The organism is Streptomyces parvus, from assembly GCF_032121415.1.
Lineage (GTDB): Bacteria > Actinomycetota > Actinomycetes > Streptomycetales > Streptomycetaceae > Streptomyces > Streptomyces globisporus_A.
Genome location: NZ_CP135079.1, coordinates 206448 through 228972, shown reverse-complemented (window position 1 = coordinate 228972; position 22525 = coordinate 206448). Strand labels below are relative to the sequence as shown.

Here is a 22525-nt window from a genome sequence, read left to right as displayed (position 1 = left end):
GTGCCCACCTACATCTACGCCATCACCGGCGCCGACCACCCGCTGCCCCTGAACGGCCTGCACGGCGTGGGCGATCCGCCCTCGGAGCTGCGCACCCTGCGCACCGACCGGCTGGCCGCGGTCGTGAGCGACGCGCCCCCCGGCCTTCGCGCCAAGCGACGCGACGTCATGGCCCATCAGAGCGTTCTGGAAGCGCTCATGGCGGGCGGCGCGACCCTGCCCATGAGGTTCGGTCTGGTGGGCCCCGACGACGACGAGGTCACCGCGGCCCTGGACCGGGAGGCGGACGCGTACCGGGAGCGCCTGGCGGAACTGGGCGGCCATGTGGAGTACAACCTCAAGGCCGGCCGCGACGAGGACGACCTCCTGCGGGAGATCATGACCGAGTCCGACGAGATCCGTCAGCTCAACGAACGCACCCGCGCCCAGGGCAGCCACGACGACCGGGTCGCCCTGGGGGAGCTGGTCGCCCGAGAGGTGGCCGCCCGCCGTCAGAAGGAGGCGGAGGACATCGCCGCCCGGCTGGCGGAGGCCGCCCCCCGCAGCTCGCACGCCGAGCCGGCCGCGCAGCAGTTCCTCAATCTGTCCTTCCTCGTGCCCCGGACAGAGACCGAAGGCTTCGTGGCCGCGGTCCAACGCGAGGCGGACCGGCTCGGTGACGCCTACTCGTTCACCCTGACGGGCCCGCTGCCGCCGTACAGCTTCGTCTGACCGCAGGGCCCGTCAGGGCTCCGGGAGCGGAGGTGATCTGTCCGCCATGGGCCTCATCAGCAGCATCCTGACCCTGCCGCTGGCACCCGTACGGGGGACGGTCTGGGTTCTCGACCAGGTCGTCCACGCCGCCGAGGAGGAGTACTACGACCCCGAGCCGGTACGTGTCCGGCTCGCGCAACTGGAACAGGACCTGAACGACGGCCTCATCGACGCCGAGGAGTTCGACCGGCGCGAGGACGAGCTGCTCGACCGGCTCGACGAGATCGAGGAGTACCGCAACAGCACACGGCATGGGCCGTGACCCATGACCACAACCACACGTGACCGGGGGGAGATCAGAGGTGCATCGCACATGACGAAGAACGCCAAGATAGGCGCCGCTCTGGTGGGGGGATACCTGCTGGGGCGCACCAAGAAGGCCAAACTCGCCCTGGGGTTCGGGATGTTCCTCCTCGGCAAGAAGATCGATCTCGATCCGCGGCAGATCGGCAGGATGCTCGCCGACTCGCCGGCCCTGGGCTCGCTCAACGACCAGGTGCGCAAGGAACTGGTGGAGGCCACCAGGACGGCGGCCACCAAGGCCGTCACCCAGCGGGCCGGCAGCCTGGCCGACTCCCTGCAGCAGCGCACGCAGGCGCTGGGCGCCGCCCCCGTGGCCGACGAGGAGGAACCGGACGAGGACGAGGAGCACAGGGCGGCCGACGAGGACGAAGCCGAGGCGGCCGGGGACGAGGAAGACACGGGCGGCAGCGAGAACCGCAAGCGGGCTCCCCGCAAGACCGCCGCCTCCGGTGCCAAGTCCGCATCCAGGAACCGGTCCTCGTCCGGCTCCGGCCGTTCGGGGAGCGGCGGCAAGACCTCCGCCCCCGCCCGCAAGCGCGCGGGAGGCGCCCGCAAGGCAGCTGCCTCCGGCGCCCGCAAGGCCCGAGGAGGCGACGATGCCTGATTCCGCACTCGGCGCCATCAAGGACGACGTGGTCAAGAACCCGGCCACGGACCGGCTCAAGGACGAGTTGCAGAACTACGTCCGGGCCCGCGCCGAACAAGCGGTGACCCAGCTGGGGCACCGTCTGGGCGACTCGGTGTCCAAGCTCGCGGAGCCCGGGGGCGGGTCCGGGGCCCTCAAGGGCCTGGCCAAGGGCGGCCAAGCCCTCGGCGAAGGCAAATCCCCCGGTCAGGCCGCCCTGAGCGCGGGCGCCTCCCATCTCAAGGACACCGTCAAGGACAAGGTCAAGGGATTGTTCGGCAAGGGGCGCAAGTCCGGAGGGGGCAAGTCCAAGAGCGTCACCATCGTCGAGGACATCGACGTCGGCGTGCCGGTCCGCGAGGCGTACGACCAGTGGACCCAGTTCCAGGAGTTCAGCTCGTTCGCCAAGGGTGTCGTGAGCGTGGAGAAGGCCGACGACACCACCAGCAACTGGAAGGTGAAGGTCGCCAAGTCGACCCGCAGCTGGAAGGCGAACGTCACCGAGCAGGTGCCCGACGAACGCATCACCTGGACCACCGAAGGCGCCAAGGGAACCGTCAAGGGCGTGGTCACCTTCCACGCGATCACCGACGATCTGACCCGCGTCCTGCTGGTCCTCGAATACTTCCCCAAGGGGCTGTTCGAGAAGACCGGAAACATCTGGCGCGCCCAGGGCCGCCGCGCCCGGCTCGACCTCAAGCTCTACCGCAAGTTCATCATGATGCGCGGTGAGGCGACCGACAGCTGGCGGGGCGAGATCCGCGACGGGGAAGTCGTCGTCGGGCATGACGAGGCGCTCGAGGAGGAAGAGGCGCGGAACGACGAGGGCACCGAGACCGATGACGGCTCGCCCGACGACGCGTACGAGGACGAGCAGCTCCGCGCCGAGGGTGACGGTTCCGAGGACGAGGCTTCCGAGGACGACGATCTCGCGTACGACGACGAAGAGCCGCAGGACGAGGAGTTCGTCGACGAGGACGACGAGGACGCCGAGCCGGCGGACGAGTTGGAGGAACCGGCGGAGGAGTCCACGGACGAGCTGGAGGAACCGGCGGAGGAGTCCACGGACGAGGACGCCGAGGAACAGTACGACGACGAGGCGGCAGCCGACGAGACGGAGGAGGAGCCTCGGCCGGCCCGCCGCTCCCGCCGCCGTGCGGCCGCCGCCGACCGGTGACCGGGCTCGCAGACAGACCCGCACCGACACCCCACGGAAAGGCGTGAGACACCGTGTCCGAATCACTCGCCGGCCGTATGCCGGCCCCGCCCCGGGGGGGCGGCCCGGCATACGGGCAGCAGGGCTCGTCGGCCAACCTCGCCGACATCCTGGAGAGGGTGCTGGACAAGGGCATCGTCATCGCCGGTGACATCCAGATCAATCTGCTCGACATCGAACTGCTCACCATCAAGCTCCGCCTGCTCGTCGCCTCCGTCGACAAGGCCAAGGAGATGGGCATCGACTGGTGGGAGCACGACCCCTCGCTCTCCTCACGGGCCCGCCCCGCGGCGGAGACCGGGAACCGCCCCGCGCGGGAGACCGAGGCCGGGACCGGCAGGGACGCGCTGGCCGAGGAGAACGAGCAACTGCGTGCCGAACTGGCCCGTCTGCGCTCGGCCGCCGGGATCCCGGGCCCCGCCGCGGCCGACGCCCCGGCGGCCCGGGCCGAAGAGGAGGAGCGAGGATGAACGCCGGACCGAACGCGCCCGTCGGGGCGCCGGGCGAGGGCGTCGGCGAGATGAGTTACGTGTACGCGGTCGGCCGCGAGGGCCCCGCCCTGGACGGGCTCGCCGCCCGGCTGCCCGGTGTGGACGGACGGCCCCTGCGTCCCGTCGGCGGGGGCGGGCTGTGTGCGCTCGTCTCCGGTGTACCGTCGGACACGTTCAGCGAGCAGGGCCTCACCGCGCAGATGGAGGACCTGGACCGGCTCGAATCCGTGGCCCGGGCCCACCATGCGGTGGTGGACGCCGCGTTCGCTGAGACCTCCGTGCTGCCGATGCGGCTGGCCACGGTCTATCTGGACGATGCCCGGGTGGCCGACATGCTGGTCAGGCAACGCAGCGAATTCCGGGAGCTGTTGGGTCGCCTGGAGGGTCACGTCGAGCTCGGGGTGAAGGTGTACGCCGATCCCCGTACGGCCGCCGCGCCGGCCCCGGCCACGGTGGCACCGGCGGGTGGCGGGGCGGGGCGCGCCTATCTGCGACGGCGTCAGGCGGAGCAGCGCGACAGCCAGGACGCCTACCGGACGGCATCCGAACTGGCCGCCCGTGCCGCGCGGTTGGCGGAGGGGGTGGCCGCCTCACGGGCGGTGCACCGTCCGCAACAGGGGCAGCTCGCCTCCCGGCCGGGGGTGAACGTCGCCAACGAGGCCTATCTCGTCCCCCGGGAGCACACGGAGCGGCTACGCCGCGAGCTTTCCGCACTCGCCGAGGACGTACCCGGAGTCGCGGTCGAGGTGACAGGGCCGTGGGCGCCCTACTCGTTCGCGACCGCCGTGACGGCGGAGGGCGCGGACGGCGGTGGCCCACGGTGAGCACGGACGTCATCGGCGGGGTTCTCGGCGAGAGCGAGCCCCGGGGCGGCCCGCCCGTCGCCCTGATCGATCTCCTGGACCGCCTGCTGAACGGCGGGGCCGTCCTCACCGGGGACCTCGTCCTGTCCATCGCCGACGTGGATCTCGTCCACATCAACCTGCGAGCGGTGATCCGGTCGATCACCGGCGAGGAGCCGGGGCCGTGGTGAGGCCGTTCACCGGCTGCGCACCCGAGCGAAGCACCCCGGCGAGGAGAGGAACCCGATGACCGAGGACGACCGAGCACGAAGCCCGGCGGGCATGCCCGCCGCGGCGGCCGAAGAGGTGGCACGAGCGGCGGCGCAGGCGTTCGGACTGGCCCCCGCGCAACCGGACGACCCACGCCCCTCGGGGGCGGCCCAGCGCCTGCAGACCGACCCCGACACCGTGGAGCGGGACCTCGTCAAGCTGGTGCTCACCATCGTGGAACTGCTCCGTCAGCTCATGGAGCGCACCGCGATCCACCGCGTCGATCAGGGCGATCTGAGCGAGCTCCAGGAGGAGCGGATCGGGATGACGCTGATGATCCTGCACGAACGCATGACGGAGCTGTGCGACCGCTACGACCTGACGATGGACGACCTCAATCTCGATCTCGGACCGCTCGGCTCACTGCTGCCGCACAACGGCGCCTGAGCGAGCCGGATCCAGGTTTCATCACACGACCCAAGGCAAGGAGGAGGCCATGACTACTGACGACAAGGACGCGAAGAACTCCACCCCGAGCAAGGGGAGGACCACCACCGCACGCAAGTCGGCCGCCTCGCCCCGCAAGTCGGCGGCCTCGGCCCGCAAGACGGCCGGAGCCACCGCGGGGAAGGCAGGCAAGCAGGCCGACACGACGGCTGCCGGGGCACGGTCCGCGGCCGAGGGCGCCAAGGATGCGGCATCGGACAGCGCGCGGGCGGCCGGTGAGACCACCCGGCGTGTCGGCCGTGCCGCGGCCGCCGGTCTCCAGAGCGGGCAGCAGGCGGTGACCGCCAACGCGGCCAAGGCCGCGAGTGCGGCCACCACGGCCTGGGCGGTCGTCAAGCACCGGAAGGCGGTCGCCGCCGGAGCCGCGGCGGGCGTGGCCGGTGTCGCCGGAGCGGCGTTCGCCATCGGCCGTTCGACCGCGAAGCCTCCGACGGGCCCGCTGACCCGACTGGCGCGCGGGCGGATCTGACAGCGGAAACGGGTGAACGCCGGGCAGGGCCCGGACGTGGGGCGGGGCCGGAGAAGATCTTCTCCGGCCCCGCCCCACGTCCGGGCCCGCTGTCTTTGCCGTCCGTCCTGCCTCGGCGAGCGGCTGTTCGCTGCGGTACGGGGCCGGCCACCCGTCCGCACTGGCCGAGCAGGCCGCCGAGCGGGCCTCGACGCCGAAGAAGCGGAGCGAAGGCGCACGTTGGAGACCTCACCCTTCCAGGTGTTCCGCCCGGTGGGCCGCCCACCGCTGCATCAGCGAGTCGAGCTCCTTCTCCAGGAACCGGAAGAACTCCAGGGTGTCGTTGATCCGGCGGCCCTGCGGGGTGTCGAGTCCGAACTGCTCCACGCCCTCCCGCATCGTGGTCTGCCACTTCCTCAGGAAGGCGTCCCGTTGGAGCAGCGCGTCGTACCACTGGTCGCCCTGTACGTGGTAGCGCTCACGCCGGGACCCCGGCTCCCGCTCGCGGCTGACCAGGTTGACCTGGGCCAGGTAGCGGACGGCTCCCGACACGGCTGCCGGGCTGACCTTCAGCTGCTCGCTCAGTTCGGCGGAGGTGAGCGCGCCCTGTTCCGAGGAGAGCAGGGCGGCGAAGACCCTGGCCGGCATGCGGCTCATACCCGCCTGGACCAGCTGGGCGGCGAACCGCTCCACGAACCGGGAGACGGCCGCCGCCTCGTCGTCGCCGTCCGTGCCGTTGTCCGCCCGGCGTTCATCCATGTTCCGACCCCGGTCCCCGTGGTTCCCGGCGCTCGCGTGCCGACCGCGCCACCGGCCGGTCTACGAGTGATTCATACGCTTCTTTAACTTCACACATTTATGAAGAAAGCGTAGCTTCGCACCATGAAGAAGGCCATCGCCGTCTCCGGACTCCGCAAGTCGTTCGGCCCGACACACGCCCTCACCGGCCTCGACCTCGACGTGCAGGCCGGCGAGGTCCACGGCTTCCTCGGACCCAACGGGGCGGGCAAATCCACCACGATCCGCGTCCTGCTGGGGCTGCTGCGCGCCGACTCCGGAGGCATCCAGCTCCTCGGCAAGGACCCGTGGAAGGACGCGGTCGAACTGCACCGGCGGCTCGCCTACGTCCCCGGGGACGTAGAGCTGTGGCCGGGCCTCACCGGAGGCGAGGCCATCGATCTGCTGGCGAAGCTGCGCGGCGGACTCGACCGGCGGCGGCGCGACGAACTCATCGACCGGTTCGACCTCGACCCGCTCAAGAAGGGCCGCGCCTACTCCAAGGGCAACCGGCAGAAGGTCGCCATCGTCGCCGCGCTCGCCTCCGACGCCGAACTGCTCCTCCTCGACGAGCCCACGGCGGGCCTCGACCCCCTGATGGAGGTCGTCTTCCAGGACGTCATCCTCCAGGCGAAAGCGGCGGGGAAGACCGTGCTGCTCTCCAGCCACATCCTGGCCCAGGTCGAAAAGCTGTGCGACCGTGTCAGCATCGTCCGCCAAGGCCGCACCGTGCAGTCGGGCACGCTCGGCGAGATGCGCCACCTCACGCGGACGACCGTCGAGGCCGAGACCGAACGTCCGGTCACCGGACTCGACGCCCTGCCCGGTGTCCACGGACTGAGGGCGACGGGCCCGAGGGTGCACTTCGCCGTGGACGGAGCCCACCTCGACGCGGCGATCCGCAGGCTCGGCGAGTTCGGCATCCGGAGTCTGACCAGCCACCCGCCGACGCTCGAAGAGCTGATGCTGCGCCATTACGGCGACGAACTCGCCTCGTCCGCCTCGGGAGGCGTTGCCCGATGACCGGTGTCGCCACACCCCTCGACACCTCCGGAAGGTCCACGTCCGCCAGGATCCAGGCCGCCGCCCTCACCGGCACCGGGACCCTTCTCCGGTTCAACCTGCGGCGCGACCGCGTCCGCATGTCCGTATGGCTGCTCGCCCTCGCCCTGGGCACCCTGGCCACGGCGGCCGAGTACAGGACGCTGTACTCCACCCCCGAGGAGCGCGCCGCGGCCGTCAGCTCCATGGACAGCCCCGCCGCGCTCGCCATGACCGGCCCCCGCTCCTATCTCTCGGACTACACCGCGGGCGCGATGCTCGGCCACCAGATGCTCGGCTTCATGGCCGTCCTGGTCGGACTGATGAGCGTCCTGATCGTCACCCGGCACACCCGCGACGAGGAAGAGACCGGCCGCGCCGAACTGCTGCGCTCCACCGTCGTCGGCCACCACGCCCACCTCGCCGCCGCCCTGGCGGTCGCCGTCGTGGCCAACCTCGGCCTCGCCCTGCTGCTGGCCCTGGGCCTCACCGCGACGGGCATCGACGACATCGGCCCGGGCGGGGCGCTGCTGTACGGCCTCGCGCACGCCGCGATCGGGCTCGTCTTCGCCGGTGTCGCCGCGATCACCGCGCAGCTCACGGCGCACACCCGGGGCGCCTCGGGCCTGGCGCTCGCGGCGATCGGCGTGGCCTACGTGCTGCGGGCCTCCGGCGACGTGGGCAACGACGCCCTGTCCTGGCTGAGCCCGATCGGCTGGGTCCAGCGCACCCACGTCTTCGTCGATGACCGGTGGTGGCCGCTCGCCCTCTGCCTCCTCCTCGCTGCCGCGACCGCCTCCTACGGCTTCGTCCTGAGCACCCGGCGCGATGTCGGCGCGGGCCTGCGCCCCGCGCGGCTCGGCCGGCGTACGGCGTCCGACGCACTCGCCCGGCCCTTCGGCTTCGCCCTGCGACTGCACCGGGCGACCCTGCTCGGCTTCGCCGCCGGGCTGTGTCTGATGGGCGTCATGTACGGCTCGATCCTCGGCGAGGCCGCCGACATGGTGAAGAACGTCGAGCAGCTCCAGGAGGTGCTGGAGAGCCTCGGCGGCGCCACCGTGGCCGAGTCGTTCGCGTCCATGGTGATGGTCGTCGTCGCGGTCGCCGCCGCCGTGTACGTGGTGATGGCCGCGCTGCGACCGCGTGCCGAGGAGAACGCCGGCCGCGCCGAACCGCTCCTGGCCACCGGCCTCTCCCGGAACCGCTGGCTCGGCAGCCATATCGCCGTCGCTCTGGCCGGCGGCACGGCAGTGCTGGTCCTGGCCGGGCTGTGCTTCGGCGCCTCGGGCGCGGCGTCGGCAGGGGACGGGAGCCTGGTCCTCGAACTGACCGGGGCGGCGGCCGCGTACGCCCCGGCCCTGTGGGTCACCGTCGGCGTGGCCGTCCTGCTCTTCGGCTGGTTCCCGCGGGCGGGGGCGGCGGCCTGGATCGTGCCCGTGTACGCGTTCCTCGTCGGATACCTGGGGCCCATCCTCCAGCTCCCGGACCGGCTGACGAACCTGTCGCCCTTCGGCCATGTGCCCCAGCTCCCGGCCGCCCCCCTGGCCTGGACCCCCTTGCTCGCCCTGACCGCCGTCGCGGCCGGACTGATCGCACTGGGACTGGCGGGCTTCCGCCGCCGGGATCTGGACACGAAGTGAGCGCCGCTCACCACGGACCCGACCTCACCACCCCGTCCACAGCAGGTGGTTGACGAGCAGGGCCGGAACCGCCGAAGCGACCAGCCACCACCGCTCGCCCCGGCGGGACAGCAGCGCCGCCGCGGGCAGCAGCCACAGCAGGAACGGCTGCCAGATGCGCTCCGTCTCCGCCTTGCTCATCCCGGAGAGGTCCGCGGCGAGCAGCGCCACCAGCGCCGCCAGGACGAGCAACGCCAGCCGCCCTTCCGGGCGGACCGCCGCGGGACCGCCCCGCAGAGCCCGTACCGCGAGGGGCGCGGCCACCGCGCTCCGGCGCAGCCCGGCGACGGCGGCCAGCCCGGCCGCGACGGTCGCGCAGGCCAGGTTGGCCCAGACCCAGTAGCCGTACGGGCGGACGCCGCCCGCACCCTGGTAGTAGCGCTCGACCAACAGGTGGTAGGCGGTCCACCAGTTGAACCCGGCGAGGGTGAAGGCCACCGGGACCACGAGCGCGCCGAGCAGGAACACCGGCACCGGGCGGGCGGTCCCGGCGAGCACCAGGACCGCGACCAGGACGGCGGCCATCAGCCCCAGCCCGTAACTCAGGTAGCAGGTCCACCCGAACAGCAGACCCCCGCCGGACGCCGCCACGGCGGGGAAGCGGACCCGGCGGGTGGCGGCCAGGGCGAGCAGGGCCACCGACCAGGCGGCGACGGCCGTGAAGTATCCGTCGGCCGAGACGCCCGCCCAGACGGCGGCCGGGGCGAGGACGAGGAAGGGCGCGGCACGCCGCGCCAGGCGCTCGGCGGCCAGCACCCGGACGGTGATCAGGACGGCCGGCACCGCCGAACTGCCCACCACGACGCACCAGATCGCCGCCCAGGCGCCGCCGCCGAGCCCGATGCGGTCCAGCCAGACGAAGGTGAGCGTCGCGCCCGGCGGGTGCCCGGCGACATGAGCGGGCCAGTTGCCGGGCGCGTCGAACAGGATGTGGTCGGTGAAGCCGCGCAGCGTGGCGGGGATGTCCGCGAAGCGGTCGATGACCTGTAGGTACTCGTGCTTGGTGGTGAGCCGACGTTCGACACCCCGGTACAGGCCGTCGATCAGCGCCATCGAGAACACCCAGGCCATGGACCCGGCCCAGGCCGCCGCGAGGAGCCCGCGCCAGGGCAGCCGGGCGGCGAGCGACGGGCCGTACCCGACGACCAGGACGGCCATGGTCAGCGCGGCGGGGGTGCCCGGGCCCAGGTGGGGGTCCCAGGAGGCGAGGAAGGGCGGCCACTGCGCGAACAGGGTCCCGTCCCGGTCCTGGAGGACCCGGCCGATGAGCACGGCGGCGGTGACCAGCAGCACCCCCGCGGCGGCGGCGGCCAGGTCGGCCCGCCCCGCGCGCCGGGCGCGACCGTCGATGCGGTCCGGCGATGCGGGCGGGCCGTGCCCCGTGCCGTCGGCGTTGTCCGTCGGGGTGACGTTCTCGGTCTTCACGCTGGCACGCTATGCACATCGGGCGGTGATCGGGCGGTCCGGCGGGGCCGCGTCACCGAACCGTCAGATCCGCTCCTGCCGCTCCTTCCCGAGGTGACGTCCGTCGCGTCGTCCGGCCGCGACGTCAGAATTCCGTCAGGAGTCGTACCCGCCCGTGGACCGGGTTCCGCACTTAGCGTCGGTCCATGCCCGAACGCCGCCGAACCCGCTCCCTGCCCGGTTCTCTTCGCGCCCTGCGTACGCCCGCCGATCCGGGATTCTGGCGCAGCCCCGTCCGAGGGGCGCGCTTCACCGCCGTGCTCGGCGTCGTCCTGCTCGTCGGCCTGACCCTGCTGTTCGTCACCGGTCTGCTCTCGTACGCCGCTTACAACCCGGACCTGAACCGGGTCAACGACAAGACACCGGGCAGGGGCCTGCTGGGCTTCTACCTGTTCTCGTGGCCGACCGGCCCGCACTGGCTCTACCGGCTGACCCAGGGGCTGCACGTCACCGTCGGTATCGTGCTCGTGCCCGTCCTGCTCGCGAAGCTCTGGTCGGTGGTGCCCCGGCTCTTCGCACTGCCGCCCGCCCGTTCCGTGGGCCACGCCCTGGAACGGATCTCGCTGCTGCTGCTCGTGGGCGGGGCGCTGTTCCAGTTCCTCACCGGACTGCTCAACATCCAGCTGGACTACCTCTTCCCCGGGTCCTTCTACACCCTGCACTTCTACGGCGCCTGGGTCTTCCTGGCCGGGTTCGTCACCCATACGGCTCTCAAGGCTCCCCAGGCCGTACGGGTGTTGCGCAACGGTGTCCCGCGCGGCGAGCGGGACACCCTCGCCGCCCCCGACCCGCTCCCCGCGACCCTGTCCCGGCGCGGCGCGCTGGCCATGGTGGGGGCCGGTTCGCTCCTGCTGCTGATCACCTCGGCGGGCCGGAGCTTCGACGGGCCGTTGCGCCGCATCGCGCTTCTCACCCCGCGCGGCGGCACCGACCCGGGCCCGGGGCCGAACGCCTTCCAGATCAACAAGACCGCCGCCGCCGTACGGATCACGCCCGCCGACACCGGGGAGCGCTGGCGGCTGACGGTACGAGGGCCGGCCGGGGAGTTCCGCTTCTCCCGGGCCGAACTGCTGGCCATGGACCAGCACACCGCGGCGCTCCCGATCGCCTGCGTGGAGGGCTGGTCGACCTCCGACCAGCAGTGGCGCGGGGTGCGGCTCGCCGATCTGGCGGCGCTCGCCGGGTACCCGGACCGGCCGCCGGGCGTGTTCGTCGAGTCGCTCCAGCGCAGCGGTTCCTTCCGCAAGGCCGCGCTGCGCGACAACCAGGTCCGTGACGGCCGCTCGCTGCTCGCGCTGGAGGTTAACGGTGCCCCGCTGTCGCCCGACCACGGCTACCCGGCCCGGATCATCGTCCCTGCCGCGCCCGGGGTGCTGAACACCAAGTGGGTCGAGACCCTGACGTTCGGAGAGCTGTGATGTCCACCCGAGCCGTGCCGCCGTGCTCCGCCGCACCCCGCCGCCCGCGATACTCGCCGCGCCGCCTGTACGGCGAGGGCCCGCTCCACCTGATCCTGCTCGCCGCCACGTTCAGCCTGGCCGGCTACGCGGGCGTACGGCTGCTGGACGGGGACACCGCCGGGGTGCTGCTCTGGTTCGCGGGTTCGGCCGTCCTGCATGACCTGGTGCTGCTGCCGGTGTACGCCGGGGCCGACCGAGCGCTGCGCGCCGCGCTCGGCACCCGGGCGGCGCTGGTCAACTTCGTCCGGGTACCGGCGGTCCTCTCCGGGCTGCTCCTGCTGATCTGGTTCCCGCTGATCACCCGGCGGACCGAACGGCGGTACGTGGCCGCCGCCGGTACCACCCCGGACGTCTACTTCGGCAACTGGCTGCTGATCACCGGCGCGCTGTTCGCGCTCTCCGCGCTCTGGCTGCTGGTCCGGGCGCTCCGCTCCCGTACGGGACGGCGCAGCGACACGAACGTCCGCCCCTCCGCGCCCCACTGATCGGCCGTACGCCAGCCGCCCGCGCCGGCGTGCCGCAGCAGGGCCGCTGTTCCGATACGCGCCCAGGGAAACGGCTCGGGGGCGGCCTCGCGGGCGGCGGTACTTGTCTCCGGTCCGCCCCGGCCGTCGTCGAGCCGGACCCGGACCCGTTCGTCCACGTCGACGGGGGCGGTCTCGGCGATCAGCAGCCCGTCGGCGCCGAGGAGATCGGCCGCCCGGTCCAGCAGCGCGGCCGGGTCGCCGCCGATGCCGATGTTGCCGTCGAGGAGCAGAAGCGTGCCCCAACGGCCCTCCCCGGGCAGCGGGTCGAAGACGCTGCGGAGCAGAGCCGCACCGCCGAGACCGCGCGTACGGGCCACCGCCGTTTCGCTGACGTCGATGCCCAGTGCCCGGTGCCCGAGCGAGGCCAGCTCGGCGACCAGCCGCCCCGGCCCGCAGCCGATGTCCAGCACGGGCCCCTCGCACCGGTGCAGCGCCGACAGGTCGGCGGAGCCCGCGTCGGAGCACCAGCGCTCCACTTCCAGGGGCAGCAGCCAGCCGTCGCTGCGGCGCAGGAACAGGGGGCCGCGGCCGGTGCGCAGGGCGTTGGCGTACGGGTCGGCGGCCCAAGGGGCGGTGCGGGGCGGGGCCGGACCCGTCCCGGTGCCGACGGAAGCCACCGCCTCGGGAGGCTCCGTGGAGGCCGGGGCGCCGGCTTTGGACGAGGGCACGGTCGTACTCATCGCACCCCCGCCCCGGTCAGCCGGTCCAGCACCGCGGCGAACCGGCCGCCCGGCGCGGCGGACGCGACCCGGTGGGCGTCGGCCGCGGTGTCCACATCGACCAGTACCGGCAGATCGCGCACGACGAGCCCGGCCTCCACCAGCCTGCGCCGCTGCACCGCACCGGTCTCCGGGAGGGACATCGGCACCCCGCGCAGCAGCGCCGGGTCGGGCTCCGCCAGACCCAGGGCCCAGAACCCACCGTCCTCGGCCGGACCGAACCAGGCCCCGCAGCCGTCCCAGGCCTCCGGCACGAGAGCGGGGGCGAGCAGACCGGCCGTCAGCTGCGGGGTGTCCATACCGACCAGGAGGGCAGGCCCGGTACACCCGCCGAAGGCCGCCGCCAGGCGTTCGTCCAGACCGCCCGCGCTCTGCGGCACCACCTCGAACCCCGGGGGCGCCCAGGGGCCGGGCCGCCCGTCGAGCACCAGGACCCGCCGCCGGGCGGGAAGGGTGAGCAGGGTCTCCAGCGTGTCCGCGAGGGCCGCGGCGGCCAGCTGGGCGGCTTCGGCGGGGGAGAAGGGCGGGCAGAGCCGGGTCTTGACCCGTCCGGCCACCGGCTCCTTCGCGATGACCAGCAATTCCGTCGGCCCGACGGGCCCGTACACGCTCATCGCCCGGCCCCTGCCCCCGCGCGCGCGGCCCGGACGGGCGCGCGGTCCGCCGGGGGCTCGCGCAGGACCCCCCGCATGTCGCGCACCGCGTGCCAGGTCCCGCGCCAGGTGCCGGTCACCTTCGACTTCCCGGTCCGCAGCCGGTAGGGGACATCGCTCTCGGCGACCCGCAGCCCGGCATCCGAGGCCCGGACCACCATCTGGAGCGGGTAGCCGCTGCGCCGGTCGGTGAGGTCCAGGGCCAGCAGATCGGCCCGGCGGGCCGCACGGAGCGGGCCGAGGTCGGACAGGCGCAGGCCGGTGCGGCGACGCAGCATCCGGGACAGCGCCATATTGCCGGCGCGCGCGTGCGGCGGCCAGGCGCCCCGCCCCTCGGGCCGGCGGCGGCCGAGCAGCAGGTCGCATTCGCCGTCCGCGATCCGCCGCACGAAGCCGGCCAGCAGCGCGGGATCCAGCGAGCCGTCGCAGTCGCAGAAGCAGACGAACTCGGCCTCGGCGGCGAGCAGCCCGGCGTGAGCGGCCGCACCGAACCCTCGCCGGTCCTCCGTGACGACCTTCGCGCCCAGGGACCGGGCGAGCTCGGCCGAACCGTCGATCGAGCCGTTGTCGACCACGATCGCGCGCCAGCCGTCGGGGACGCGATCGAGGACCCAGGGCAGAGCGGCGGCCTCGTCGAGGCAGGGCAGAACGATGTCGGCCTCCGGGAGACCGGTATGCGGGGCGGACGGACATGGAGGGGTGGCAGAGGAATCAGTCACCCGCCTCACCCTACGGACGCAACTCGGGCATTCAGGGCATCAGGTTCTTACGAAACATGGACATCGGCCGGATGGGTGTGAGCGGACCCCGGTGTGCCACGAGCGGGGTGCCACAGTGGAGGCCATGGAGAACACCCCGCCGGCCCGCGGTCGGATCCTCGTCGTGGAGGACGACCCGACCGTCGCCGAAGTCGTCGTCGGCTATCTGCACCGTGCCGGTTACGCCGTCGAGCGGGCCGCCGACGGGCCCGCCGCTCTGGGGCGGTTCGCGGCAGTCCGGCCCGACCTCGTCGTCCTGGACCTGATGCTCCCCGCCCTGGACGGATTCGAGGTCTGCCGCCGGATGCGGGAGCACGGGCCGGTCCCCGTCATCATGCTCACCGCCCGCGGAGACGAGGAGGACCGCATCCTGGGCCTGGAGACCGGCGCCGACGACTACGTCACCAAGCCGTTCAGTCCGCGCGAGCTGGTCCTGCGGGTCGACTCCGTGCTGCGCCGCGCCCGGGCGGCCCTACCGGCGGACGAGGCCGGTGTGCTGTCGGGCGGCGGTCTGCGCCTCGACCCCGCGGCCCGGCGGGCCTACCGCGACGGGCACGTACTCCCCCTGACGCTGAGGGAGTTCGACCTGCTCGCCTTCCTTCTCCGGCACCCCGGAAAGGCGTTCGCGCGGGAGGAGCTGATGCGGGAGGTCTGGGGGTGGGACTTCGGCGACCTCTCGACGGTCACCGTCCACATCCGCAGGCTGCGCGGCAAGGTCGAGCAGGACCCGGCCCGCCCCCGGCTGATCCGCACGGTGTGGGGCGTCGGGTACCGCCTGGACCTGGACGCGGAGGGTGCGGAAGTGGCGGCGGAGGTCGAAGGGACCCGGGCCGGGGGGCACCACGGCGGAGCGGACCCGGGCCGTACGGGACCCGGCCCGGCCGCCGTCCGCGGCACGCCCCCGACCGGAGGCGGGTCGCTGTGACCGACCTCCTGCTCATGGCGCTCTTCGCCTTCCTCGGAGCGGCGGCCGCCGGGCTCCTCGGCGCAGGTGCCCTGCGCCTCCTGCGGCACCGTTCGCTGGTGGTCTCGCTGAGCGTCGTCGCGGGGGTGGCCGTGGCGGCGATGCTCGCCGGGACGCTGTCGGTCGCCTGGGCGATGTTCCTCTCGCCCCACGACCTCTACGTCGTCACGACCGTTGTCGCGATGGCCGCCCTCATCTCCCTGGCCACCGCGGTCCTGCTGGGCCGCTGGGTGGCCGCCCAGAGCCGTGAACTCACGCTGGCCACCCGGTCGTTCGGCGACCGCGGCACCTTCGCCGCGCCCGCCGGACAGCCCACCGCCGAGCTGGCCGCGCTCGCCCGTGAACTGGCCGCCACGAGCGCGAAACTCGACAGCTCGCGGGAGCGGGAACGCGCGCTGGAGACCTCGCGACGCGAACTCGTCGCGTGGATCTCGCACGATCTGCGTACCCCGCTCGCCGGACTCCGCGCGATGGCCGAGGCGCTGGAGGACGGCATGGCCGCCGACTCCGGACGCTACCTGCGGCAGATGAGGACCGAGGTCGAGCGGATGAACTCCATGGTCGGCGACCTCTTCGAACTCTCCCGGATCCAGGCCGGCTCACTCACCCTGGCACCGGCCCGGATCTCCCTCTACGACCTGGTCGGCGACGCGCTGGCCGGGGCCGACCCGCTCGCCCGGGAGCACGGGGTGCGGCTGGTCGGCGACCGGGTCGACGAGGTACCGGTGGAGGTCGACGGCAAGGAGATGAGCCGGGTCCTCGGCAACCTCCTGGTCAACGCCATCCGCCGCACCCCGCCCGACGGCACCGTGGCCGTCGCCGCGCACCGCTCGGACAGGGGTGTCGTGCTGTCGGTGACCGACAGCTGCGGCGGCATCCCGGAGGAGGACCTGCCCCGGGTCTTCGACACCGGCTGGCGCGGCAGCCATGCCCGCACCCCGCCCGCCGGGGCCGGCCTCGGGCTCGCCATCGTGCGCGGCATCGTCGAGGCCCACGCCGGACGGGCCGAGGTCCGCAACGTCCAGGGCGGCTGCTGCTTCTCGGTCACGCTCCCGACAGCGTGACGGCGCTCTCCTCGCGGCGGCTGCGGCTCTCCCGCCCCCCGCCCCGCGCATCGCGCAGCGGGGCCGCGGCGAAGTCCTCCATCCCCTCGGCGAAGGACACCCGGGGCCGCCAGCCCAGCTCCTCGCGCAGTGCCTGCGAGTCCGCCGTGACATGACGTACGTCGCCGAGGCGGTACTCCCCGGTCACCACCGGGTCGGGACCACCGTGCGCGCCGGCCAGCACGGCGGCCATCTCGCCGATGGTGTGCGGTTCGCCGCTCCCGGTGTTGTACGCGGCGAAGGACGCGGGCTCGCGTTCCCGCACCGCCTCCAGGGCCACCGCGTTGGCCGCCGCCACATCGTGGACATGGATGAAGTCGCGCCGCTGGCCCCCGTCCTCGAAGACCCGGGGGGCTTCACCCCGCGCCAGGGCCGAGCGGAAGAACGAGGCGACACCGGCGTACGGGGTGTCGCGCGGCATCCCCGGCCCGTACACGTTGTGGTAGCGCAGGGACACCGCCCGGCCGCCGGTGGCTCGCGCCCACGCGGCGGCCAGGTGCTCCTGGGCCAGCTTGGTCGACGCGTACACATTGCGCGGGTCCGCCGGCGCGTCCTCGGCCACCAGGCCGGGCGTCAGTTCCGCGCCGCAGTGCGGGCAGCGGGGCTCGAAGTCACCCGCTCGCAGATCGGCCTCCGCGCGCGGCCCGGGGCGGACCGTGCCGTGCCGGGGGCAGTCGTAGCGCCCCTCGCCGTAGACCACCATCGATCCGGCCAGCACCAGGTCCCGGACCCCGGCCGCGGCCATCTCCGCCAGCAGCACCGCCGTGCCGAGGTCGTTGCACCCCACGTACAGCGGCGCGTCCGCGAAGTCCTTGCCGAGGCCGACCATGGCCGCCTGGTGGCACACCGCGTCCACCCCGGCCAGCGCGTCCGCCACCGCCTCCCGGTCCCGGACGTCGCCGACGGCAGGCCGGTCGCCCGGCAGCCGGGGCGGCGTGCCACCGGGATGGGCCGAGGGCAGCAGGGCATCCAGCACCACGCTCTCGTGCCCGGCCGCGGCGAGGGCGGCGACGACATGTGACCCGATGAACCCGGCTCCGCCGGTGACCAGTACGCGCATGACGGCCACGCTAGGGCCGGGCGGGCCCGCGGACCGGGTGCGGCGCGCACACGTCACGAGTCCGTAAGGACGTCGGGGGTCCGGGTCGCCGGTGCGAAATTCGGCCGTACTCCGACCGTGGTCGGCCCTGGGCGTTCGTCTCCCCACGGTGCGAGGAGCCCCGGAGGGGCTCGAATGAGGCGGTTAGACCGCCGATTTCGAGCCAAAATCGACAGTTAATCAGCGAACTCGCTCCCCATGTGCCCTATCGACAAGGCGAGTTGATGAGCTTAGGCTCACCTAAGTTTGGGCGTGCGACCTCCGTCGGCGTGCCCGCACCCAGAGACCTTCCCCCGCGCCTGACAGGCGGATTTCCCGGATGATGGGAGTGACATGTCACAGGTTCTTCCTGGCGACACACCACTGGTCCACGACCTCATCGGCATCGGCTTCGGCCCGTCCAATGTGGCCATGGCGATCGCGCTGAGCGAGCACAACAGCAAAGTCGGCAGGCAGGATTCGGTCACCGCCCACTTCTTCGAGCAGCAGTCGAGCTTCGGCTGGCACCGCGGCATGCTCATCGACGACGCCACCATGCAGGTCTCCTTCCTCAAGGATCTGGTGACGCTCCGGAACCCGGCCAGCGAATTCAGTTTCCTCTGCTATCTGCAGAGCCGGGGCCGGCTGATCGACTTCATCAACCACAAGAACCTCTTCCCGCTGCGGGTGGAGTTCCACGACTACTTCGAGTGGGCCGCTGCCAAGGTCGACGACCTCGTCTCCTACGGACACGAAGTCGTCGCGGTCACCCCGTTCGTGCACGACGGGACCGTGGAGTACCTGGACGTGACCGTCCGGTCCGCGGAAGGGCTCTCGGTCCACCGCGCCCGCAACCTCGTCATCGGAACCGGCCTGCGTCCCCTCATGCCGGACGGTGTGGAACGCGGCGACCGGGTCTGGCACAACTCCGATCTGCTGCGCAAGGTCGAGGGGCTGGAAGGCGACTCGCCCTCCCGGTTCGTCGTCGTCGGTGCCGGACAGAGCGCCGCCGAGAACGTCGCCTACCTGCACCGCAGGTTCCCCGACGCCGAGGTCTGCGCGGTCTTCTCCCGCTACGGCTACAGCCCCGCCGACGACAGCAGCTTCGCCAACCGGATCTTCGACCCCGACGCGGTCGACGACTTCTTCGCCGCCCCCGAGGAGGTCAAGAACCGGCTGATGGCCTACCACGGCAACACCAACTACTCCGTGGTGGACATCGACCTGATCGACGACCTCTACCGGCAGATGTACCGGGAGAAGGTCCTCGGCACCGAACGGCTGCGCTTCCTCAACGTCTCCCGGGTCACCGGGGTGGTGGAGAAGCCCGAGGGCGTCCGCGCCACCGTGAGATCCCTGGTGACCGACGAGGAGTCAGAACTCGACGCGGATGTCGTGGTGTTCGCCACCGGCTACAGCCCCGCCGATCCGCTCGGCCTCCTCGGTCAGGTCGGCGAGCACTGTCTGCGCGACGAGGCGGGCCGCGTACGCGTGCAGCGCGACTACCGGATCTCGACCGAACCCGCCCTGCGCTGCGGCATCTACCTCCAGGGCGGTACGGAGCACACGCACGGCATCACCACGTCGCTGCTCTCCAACACCGCGATACGGGTCGGCGAGATCCTGGACTCGCTGCTCGACCGGCGGGTCAAATCCACCTCCGACGAGTCCCGGCCCGTGGTCGAGGTCGCCGAGGGCGCAGGCGGCTAGGCACGGCCGCAGCAACCGCCGGAACACCGCGAGTTCAGCGCTCGGCCCGCCCGGTGACCCGTCGGGCGGGCCGAGCGCGACCGCTCCGATCAAAGGGATATCGTTCGTCGTCATGATCAACACCGCAGTGGACCGCTCCGTGCCGGACGGGGGGAAGGACACCCGCCGGCGCAGGGCCGTGGGGCTGGCCGTCCTCACGGTGGCCCTGCTGGTCGCGGCGACGGTGTCCCTGGCCGTCGGGGCGCGCGCGTTGAGCCCCGCCGAGGTCTGGCACGGGCTGTTCGCGGAGCCCGAGCCCGACCAGAAGCTCACCGAGATCCGTCTCATCGTCCAGACCGTGCGCGTGCCCCGGACGGTTCTCGCGATCGTGGCGGGTCTGGCCCTGGGGGTGGGCGGGGCGCTGATCCAGGGGTACACCCGCAACCCCATCGCCGACACCGGACTGCTGGGGGTGAACGCCGGGGCCTCCTTCGCCGTGGTGGCGGTCATCGCCGTGTTCGGGTTCACCGACCCGTTCCAGTACGTCTGGTTCGCCTTCGTCGGCGCGGGTCTCGCCGGTGTCGTCGTCTTCGGCCTGGCCAGCATCGGCCGGGGCGCGGGCAATCCGCTGACCCTCGCGCTGGCCGGGCAGGGTGTCACCGTGTTCCTCGCGGCGATGACCACGGCCGTGGCGCTCTCCGACAAGGAGTCGCTGAACGCGCTGCGGTTCTGGAACGCGGGCTCCGTCGCCGGGGTCCGCTTCGACGTCATCTGGCCGGTGACCGGGTTCATCGCCGTCGGACTGGTTCTGGCGCTGATCACCCTCCCCGCGCTCAACCTGCTCAACCTGGGCGACGACGTCGCGCGGGCGCTGGGGGTGAACATCGCGGCGAGCCGGACCCTCGGCATCGTCGCCGTCACCCTGCTGGCCGGGGCCGCCACCGCCGCCTGCGGCCCCATCGCCTTCCTCGGGCTCATGGTGGCCCATGTGGCCCGCTATCTGACCGGCCCCGACTACCGCTGGCTGGTGCCGTACGCCGGTCTCCTCGGGGCCGGTGTCCTGCTGGTCTGCGACATCGTGGGCCGGGTGGTCGTCCGGCCGGGCGAGCTGGAAGCGGGTGTCGTGGTCGCCCTCCTGGGGGCCCCCTTCTTCGCGGTCCTGGTGTGGCGAGGGAAGTTCAAGAGCGCATGAGGAGAGTTCAGGAGCGCATGAACGGATCCGAAGTGGCCGGTGGGGCCGAAGCCAAGGCGTCGATGCCGCCCGGGGTGCGGCTCGGATGGGTGTCGTTCGTCTGGCGGCCCTGGCTCGTGCTGGTCACCCTGGTGCTCGCGGCGGCGGCCTTCCTGGTCTTCTGCCTCTCCATCAGCGTCGGCGACTTCCCCATCGGCCTCTCGCGGGTGATCGCCACCATCCTCGGCCGGGGCGAACCGGTCGACGAGTTCGTCGTCATGGACCTCCGCATGCCCCGGGCCCTGGCCGGCCTCGTCGTGGGCGTCGCCCTGGGCGTCTCCGGGGCGATCACCCAGTCCGTGGCGCGCAACCCGCTCGCCAGCCCGGACATCCTCGGGATCACCGCCGGAGCCGGCGCCGTCGCGGTGTTCCTGGTGACGGCCACGGGCGGGGCCGCCGCGGCGATCACCGGCTCGGTCGGGCTGCCCGCCGCCGCCCTGCTCGGCGGTCTCGGCACAGGGCTGCTGGTCTACTTCCTCGCCTGGCGGCGCGGCGTCGACGGCTTCCGGCTCATCCTCATCGGGATCTCGGTGACCGCCGTGATGCAGGCGATCACGACCTGGCTGCTGGTCTCGGCCGACATCCGGGACGTGGCGCGCGCCCAGGTATGGCTGGTCGGCTCGCTGGACAACCGGTCCTGGGACGAGGTCCGGGTGGCGTTCTGGGCCACGCTCGTCCTGCTGGCCGCCGTGGCCGCCGTGGCCTTCCCGTTCAAACCGATGCACCTCGGCGACGACGTCGCCGCCGGGCTGGGCGTCCGGTTCGGCCGGGTGCGGGCCGTCCTGCTGCTCTGTGCGGTCCTGCTGGCCGCCGTCGGGGTGAGCGCGGCGGGGCCGGTCCCGTTCGTCGCGCTGGTGGCCCCGCAGGTGGCGATGCGCCTGGCGCGGTGGCCCACGCCGCCGTTGATCGCCTCCGGCACGGTGGGCGCACTGCTGCTGATCGGCTCCGATCTGATCGCCCGCGCGGCGCTGCCGATCGGTCTGCCGGTGGGCGTGGTCACCGCGGTGGTCGGCGGCCCGTTCCTCGTCTACCTGCTGGTACGGGCGAACCTCCGGTAGATGGTAGAAGTAAGGCTGACCTCAACAAGGGGGGCTCGTGGTCGCTCAGTTCACCGCCCGGACCGATGCCGGCGTCAAGGACGTCCCGCGGCTGGCCGCCAGGGGCGTCACCGTCGGGTACGGCGACCGGACGGTCATCGACCAGCTCGACGTGGCCATCCCGTCCGGGGTGATCACCACGATCATCGGCCCCAACGGCTGTGGGAAGTCCACCCTGTTGCGCACCCTGACCCGGCTGCTCAAACCGGCCGGCGGCACCGTCGTCCTGGACGGCGAGGACATCGGCACGCTCCGGACCAAGGACGTGGCGAAGAAGCTCGGACTGCTGCCGCAGGCGCCGGTCGCCCCGGAAGGACTCACCGTCGCCGACCTGGTCGCCCGGGGACGGCACCCGCACCAGAGCTGGCTGCGGCAGTGGTCGTCGGACGACGCCGCCGTGGTGCGGCGCGCCCTGGCCATGACCGGGGTGGCGGACCTCGCAGACCGGACCGTGGACTCCCTGTCGGGCGGCCAGCGTCAGCGGGTATGGATATCGATGACGCTCGCCCAGGGCACCGATCTGCTGCTGCTGGACGAACCCACCACCTATCTGGACCTGGCCCACGCCATCGACGTACTCGACCTGGTCGACGATCTGCACGAGTCGGGCTGCACCGTCGTCATGGTGCTGCACGACCTCAACCTTGCCACGCGCTACAGCGACAACCTCGTCGTCATGCGCGGGGGAGCCGTCCTGGCCCAGGGGCACCCCCGGGACGTGATCACCGCGGAGCTGCTGCACGAGGCGTTCGGACTGCGGGCCCAGGTGATCGACGACCCGGTGGGAGACCGGCCGCTGATCGTTCCGATCGGCCGGGCCCATGTGCGGACCGAATCGTAGCCCGGGAATCGAACGACGGCCCTGGTCAAGAGCTCTGACGGGCCATCGA

24 protein-coding genes are annotated in these 22525 nt (G+C 72.6%); 18 read left to right on the top strand and 6 right to left on the bottom strand.

All coding sequences use genetic code 11. The annotated features are described in order from the left end of the window. The 9 genes from RNL97_RS01930 to RNL97_RS01890 are packed head-to-tail and all read left to right on the top strand — an operon-like array spanning position 1 to position 5416. Positions 1–711 (top strand): GvpL/GvpF family gas vesicle protein, encoded by a 711-nt coding sequence (locus RNL97_RS01930; RefSeq protein WP_313750291.1) that lies wholly within the window; start codon positions 1–3, stop codon positions 709–711. Positions 712–757: 46 nt separating this feature from the next. Next, positions 758–1015, top strand: a complete 258-nt coding sequence (locus RNL97_RS01925) for a gas vesicle protein GvpG (RefSeq protein WP_030586930.1) — start codon at positions 758–760, stop codon at positions 1013–1015. Between the two features lie 51 nt (positions 1016–1066). Continuing rightward, the gene (locus RNL97_RS01920; protein ID WP_030586927.1) at positions 1067–1660 is read left to right on the top strand and encodes a hypothetical protein; all 594 of its coding nucleotides are present in this window, start codon (positions 1067–1069) and stop codon (positions 1658–1660) included. Further along, the gene (locus RNL97_RS01915; RefSeq protein WP_030586923.1) at positions 1653–2858 is read left to right on the top strand and encodes an SRPBCC family protein; all 1206 of its coding nucleotides are present in this window, start codon (positions 1653–1655) and stop codon (positions 2856–2858) included. The genes RNL97_RS01920 and RNL97_RS01915 overlap by 8 nt, the downstream gene beginning before the upstream one ends. 53 nt (positions 2859–2911) lie before the next feature. Continuing rightward, a complete protein-coding gene (locus tag RNL97_RS01910; RefSeq protein ID WP_030586922.1) occupies positions 2912–3367 on the top strand; it encodes a gas vesicle protein in 456 nt (151 codons plus the stop codon). Further along, complete coding sequence (locus RNL97_RS01905) at positions 3364–4212, top strand: GvpL/GvpF family gas vesicle protein (protein WP_030586918.1); 849 nt, start codon at positions 3364–3366, stop codon at positions 4210–4212. The genes RNL97_RS01910 and RNL97_RS01905 overlap by 4 nt, the downstream gene beginning before the upstream one ends. Then, entirely contained in the window at positions 4209–4421 is a 213-nt protein-coding gene (locus tag RNL97_RS01900; RefSeq protein WP_030586915.1) for a gas vesicle protein, read from the top strand. Before RNL97_RS01905 ends, RNL97_RS01900 begins: the two co-directional genes overlap by 4 nt. Positions 4422–4476: 55 nt before the next feature. Further along, the gene (locus tag RNL97_RS01895; RefSeq protein WP_030586912.1) at positions 4477–4887 is read left to right on the top strand and encodes a gas vesicle protein K; all 411 of its coding nucleotides are present in this window, start codon (positions 4477–4479) and stop codon (positions 4885–4887) included. 49 nt (positions 4888–4936) lie between these two features. After that, positions 4937–5416 (top strand): hypothetical protein, encoded by a 480-nt coding sequence (locus RNL97_RS01890; protein ID WP_243313066.1) that lies wholly within the window; start codon positions 4937–4939, stop codon positions 5414–5416. A 228-nt stretch (positions 5417–5644) separates the two neighbouring features. Here the strand turns inward: RNL97_RS01890 and RNL97_RS01885 are convergent, their stop codons facing one another. Continuing rightward, positions 5645–6154: a GbsR/MarR family transcriptional regulator gene (locus tag RNL97_RS01885; RefSeq protein ID WP_030586908.1), complete on the bottom strand. Its 510-nt coding sequence runs from the start codon at positions 6152–6154 to the stop codon at positions 5645–5647. 123 nt (positions 6155–6277) lie between these two features. On the opposite strand from RNL97_RS01885, the gene RNL97_RS01880 reads away from it, so the two are divergent. Beyond that, a complete protein-coding gene (locus RNL97_RS01880; RefSeq protein WP_030586906.1) occupies positions 6278–7195 on the top strand; it encodes an ABC transporter ATP-binding protein in 918 nt (305 codons plus the stop codon). After that, entirely contained in the window at positions 7192–8853 is a 1662-nt protein-coding gene (locus tag RNL97_RS01875) for an ABC transporter permease (protein ID WP_030586903.1), read from the top strand. The genes RNL97_RS01880 and RNL97_RS01875 overlap by 4 nt, the downstream gene beginning before the upstream one ends. 24 nt (positions 8854–8877) lie before the next feature. Here RNL97_RS01875 and RNL97_RS01870 read toward each other — a convergent pair whose 3' ends face one another. Next, positions 8878–10317: a hypothetical protein gene (locus tag RNL97_RS01870; protein WP_243313064.1), complete on the bottom strand. Its 1440-nt coding sequence runs from the start codon at positions 10315–10317 to the stop codon at positions 8878–8880. A gap of 185 nt (positions 10318–10502) precedes the next feature. Here RNL97_RS01870 and RNL97_RS01865 point away from each other — a divergent pair, with 185 nt between their 5' ends. Next, a complete protein-coding gene (locus tag RNL97_RS01865; protein ID WP_243313062.1) occupies positions 10503–11774 on the top strand; it encodes a molybdopterin-dependent oxidoreductase in 1272 nt (423 codons plus the stop codon). A gap of 394 nt (positions 11775–12168) precedes the next feature. Here RNL97_RS01865 and RNL97_RS01860 read toward each other — a convergent pair whose 3' ends face one another. Genes RNL97_RS01860 through RNL97_RS01850 form a run of 3 tightly spaced genes read right to left on the bottom strand, consistent with a single transcriptional unit; the run spans position 12169 to position 14434 of the window. Beyond that, on the bottom strand, positions 12169–13023 hold the full coding sequence (locus RNL97_RS01860) for a class I SAM-dependent methyltransferase (protein WP_030586894.1): 855 nt from the start codon (positions 13021–13023) through the stop codon (positions 12169–12171). Continuing rightward, positions 13020–13676: a TIGR04282 family arsenosugar biosynthesis glycosyltransferase gene (locus tag RNL97_RS01855; RefSeq protein ID WP_030586892.1), complete on the bottom strand. Its 657-nt coding sequence runs from the start codon at positions 13674–13676 to the stop codon at positions 13020–13022. The genes RNL97_RS01860 and RNL97_RS01855 overlap by 4 nt, the downstream gene beginning before the upstream one ends. Further along, the gene (locus RNL97_RS01850) at positions 13673–14434 is read right to left on the bottom strand and encodes a glycosyltransferase family 2 protein (RefSeq protein ID WP_050500116.1); all 762 of its coding nucleotides are present in this window, start codon (positions 14432–14434) and stop codon (positions 13673–13675) included. The genes RNL97_RS01855 and RNL97_RS01850 overlap by 4 nt, the downstream gene beginning before the upstream one ends. A 124-nt stretch (positions 14435–14558) precedes the next feature. Between RNL97_RS01850 and RNL97_RS01845 the strand changes: the two genes are divergently transcribed. Together RNL97_RS01845 and RNL97_RS01840 are read left to right on the top strand one after the other, a co-directional pair. Continuing rightward, on the top strand, positions 14559–15398 hold the full coding sequence (locus RNL97_RS01845) for a response regulator transcription factor (protein WP_078652096.1): 840 nt from the start codon (positions 14559–14561) through the stop codon (positions 15396–15398). Next, complete coding sequence (locus tag RNL97_RS01840) at positions 15395–16501, top strand: sensor histidine kinase (protein WP_313750290.1); 1107 nt, start codon at positions 15395–15397, stop codon at positions 16499–16501. The genes RNL97_RS01845 and RNL97_RS01840 overlap by 4 nt, the downstream gene beginning before the upstream one ends. Here the strand turns inward: RNL97_RS01840 and RNL97_RS01835 are convergent. Beyond that, positions 16482–17600, bottom strand: coding sequence for an NAD-dependent epimerase/dehydratase family protein (locus RNL97_RS01835; RefSeq protein WP_030586880.1), 1119 nt, complete (start codon positions 17598–17600; stop codon positions 16482–16484). The two genes, RNL97_RS01840 and RNL97_RS01835, sit on opposite strands and share 20 nt — an antisense overlap. Positions 17601–17972: 372 nt before the next feature. Between RNL97_RS01835 and RNL97_RS01830 the strand changes: the two genes are divergently transcribed. The 4 genes from RNL97_RS01830 (at position 17973) to RNL97_RS01815 (ending at position 22476) form a co-directional block, all read left to right on the top strand. Beyond that, complete coding sequence (locus RNL97_RS01830; protein ID WP_030586877.1) at positions 17973–19328, top strand: lysine N(6)-hydroxylase/L-ornithine N(5)-oxygenase family protein; 1356 nt, start codon at positions 17973–17975, stop codon at positions 19326–19328. Positions 19329–19440: 112 nt separating this feature from the next. After that, on the top strand, positions 19441–20499 hold the full coding sequence (locus RNL97_RS01825) for a FecCD family ABC transporter permease (protein ID WP_313750289.1): 1059 nt from the start codon (positions 19441–19443) through the stop codon (positions 20497–20499). A gap of 17 nt (positions 20500–20516) precedes the next feature. Then, positions 20517–21596 carry a FecCD family ABC transporter permease gene (locus RNL97_RS01820; RefSeq protein WP_030586872.1) on the top strand — a complete coding sequence of 360 codons (1080 nt, stop codon included), beginning with the start codon at positions 20517–20519 and terminating at the stop codon, positions 21594–21596. Between the two features lie 37 nt (positions 21597–21633). Further along, positions 21634–22476 carry an ABC transporter ATP-binding protein gene (locus RNL97_RS01815; protein WP_030586869.1) on the top strand — a complete coding sequence of 281 codons (843 nt, stop codon included), beginning with the start codon at positions 21634–21636 and terminating at the stop codon, positions 22474–22476. Positions 22477–22525 lie beyond the last annotated feature (49 nt).

Bases quoted from the DNA above. Each gene is read 5' to 3' on its own strand.
- RNL97_RS01925 (WP_030586930.1), top strand. From the start codon at position 758: ATGGGCCTCATCAGCAGCATCCTGACCCTGCCGCTGGCACCCGTACGG.
- RNL97_RS01920 (WP_030586927.1), top strand. From the start codon at position 1,067: ATGACGAAGAACGCCAAGATAGGCGCCGCTCTGGTGGGGGGATACCTG.
- RNL97_RS01915 (WP_030586923.1), top strand. From the start codon at position 1,653: ATGCCTGATTCCGCACTCGGCGCCATCAAGGACGACGTGGTCAAGAAC.
- RNL97_RS01905 (WP_030586918.1), top strand. From the start codon at position 3,364: ATGAACGCCGGACCGAACGCGCCCGTCGGGGCGCCGGGCGAGGGCGTC.
- RNL97_RS01895 (WP_030586912.1), top strand. From the start codon at position 4,477: ATGACCGAGGACGACCGAGCACGAAGCCCGGCGGGCATGCCCGCCGCG.
- RNL97_RS01890 (WP_243313066.1), top strand. From the start codon at position 4,937: ATGACTACTGACGACAAGGACGCGAAGAACTCCACCCCGAGCAAGGGG.
- RNL97_RS01885 (WP_030586908.1), bottom strand. From the start codon at position 6,154: ATGGATGAACGCCGGGCGGACAACGGCACGGACGGCGACGACGAGGCG.
- RNL97_RS01880 (WP_030586906.1), top strand. From the start codon at position 6,278: ATGAAGAAGGCCATCGCCGTCTCCGGACTCCGCAAGTCGTTCGGCCCG.
- RNL97_RS01875 (WP_030586903.1), top strand. From the start codon at position 7,192: ATGACCGGTGTCGCCACACCCCTCGACACCTCCGGAAGGTCCACGTCC.
- RNL97_RS01865 (WP_243313062.1), top strand. From the start codon at position 10,503: ATGCCCGAACGCCGCCGAACCCGCTCCCTGCCCGGTTCTCTTCGCGCC.
- RNL97_RS01860 (WP_030586894.1), bottom strand. From the start codon at position 13,023: ATGAGTACGACCGTGCCCTCGTCCAAAGCCGGCGCCCCGGCCTCCACG.
- RNL97_RS01855 (WP_030586892.1), bottom strand. From the start codon at position 13,676: ATGAGCGTGTACGGGCCCGTCGGGCCGACGGAATTGCTGGTCATCGCG.
- RNL97_RS01845 (WP_078652096.1), top strand. From the start codon at position 14,559: ATGGAGAACACCCCGCCGGCCCGCGGTCGGATCCTCGTCGTGGAGGAC.
- RNL97_RS01835 (WP_030586880.1), bottom strand. From the start codon at position 17,600: ATGCGCGTACTGGTCACCGGCGGAGCCGGGTTCATCGGGTCACATGTC.
- RNL97_RS01830 (WP_030586877.1), top strand. From the start codon at position 17,973: ATGTCACAGGTTCTTCCTGGCGACACACCACTGGTCCACGACCTCATC.
- RNL97_RS01825 (WP_313750289.1), top strand. From the start codon at position 19,441: ATGATCAACACCGCAGTGGACCGCTCCGTGCCGGACGGGGGGAAGGAC.
- RNL97_RS01820 (WP_030586872.1), top strand. From the start codon at position 20,517: ATGAACGGATCCGAAGTGGCCGGTGGGGCCGAAGCCAAGGCGTCGATG.